Source organism: Myroides sp. LoEW2-1 (genome assembly GCF_009767705.1).
Taxonomy (GTDB): domain Bacteria; phylum Bacteroidota; class Bacteroidia; order Flavobacteriales; family Flavobacteriaceae; genus Flavobacterium; species Flavobacterium album_A.
On record NZ_WSPP01000232.1, the window covers coordinates 1 to 1,086 of the forward strand.

A 1,086-nucleotide genomic window follows, 5' to 3' on the forward strand; every position below is an offset into this window, starting at 1 on the left:
CAATAATAGAAAGAAAAGGATATTGGGTTTTACCTGAAATAGGAATAACTATAAGTAATGATTTTGAAGAATTATTCTTTTTTAACAAAGAGTTGTTAAAATTCTGGATAATGATAAATAGACCAATTACAAGTTGGTAATAATAAAAGATCTAGCCATAATTAGCTAGGTCTTTTTTTTTTAACTTAAAACAAGTGTATAGTAGTTTAAAAAATGATACGATACACTGTTTTATCTTCGGAGAAGCCGTAGATACAGCTACAGGGCGTGTGACCAATACCAATACAGATATAGAGTTACAAGGGGCAATTCCTTCAGCGTAGAATAGGCATCAAAGGCAATATAAAAGCCAGTGACCGATACCAATGGGGACCGGGTAATCAGCTTCGCTCTATCATCAGTAATCTCACTCGCTCTAAGGTGGACTTCGAGTACGACCAGTGGGATAACCTGGTTAGTGGAACGTATAGCGGAGCTACTGAGCTTAAGACCATCTACAAGACACCTGATGCGGTGGAGGGCCGAACGTTAAGAAATAGTCCTGTGGACTATTTTAGTGATGGAGCCAGCAGGCGTGCGAGGGAAAACGAGAGTGCGAAGCAAGACGACAGAGTCTATGATACAGGTGGTAAGCTGATGAGTGATAAGCATCACTATTATTACTATGACAGCAAGGGGAACTTGATTTACAAGGAGTATAAAAAAGCTGACTTATTAGGCGCACTAGATAAGTACTACGTCCGCGAGCATCTAAAGGCTAAGCCTAAGGGCAGTGGTATCGGGTATATGTATAAGTGGTCAGTCAGCGGACAGCTTACTACTGTATTTAGTTCTAGCGGATTAGAGACGTATTACTATTATGATCCGCTGGGCAGGCGTATCGCTAAGACGCATAAGGGTGTCACTACCCGCTGGGTATGGGATGGCAATGTACCGCTACACGAGTGGCAACACCAGCATGCCTACCCTCGACTGATGCAGGTGAACGATACAGGTAAGCTGTGTAAGGTCACAGAACCTACGGATAGTATCACGACATGGTTGTACGAAGTAAATTCTTTTGTACCTTGTGGTAAGATTAAGGAT

At 41.8% G+C, this 1,086-nt stretch carries 1 protein-coding gene and 1 pseudogene; both read left to right on the top strand.

Annotation, left to right across the window (positions count from 1 at the left end):
• Window positions 1–194: 194 nt before the first annotated feature.
• Entirely contained in the window at window positions 195–323 is a 129-nt protein-coding gene (locus tag GOQ24_RS16820; protein ID WP_258204614.1) for a hypothetical protein, read from the top strand.
• A 190-nt stretch (window positions 324–513) separates the two neighbouring features.
• Window positions 514–1,086, top strand: a pseudogene (locus GOQ24_RS16970) (hypothetical protein); the annotation flags it as partial.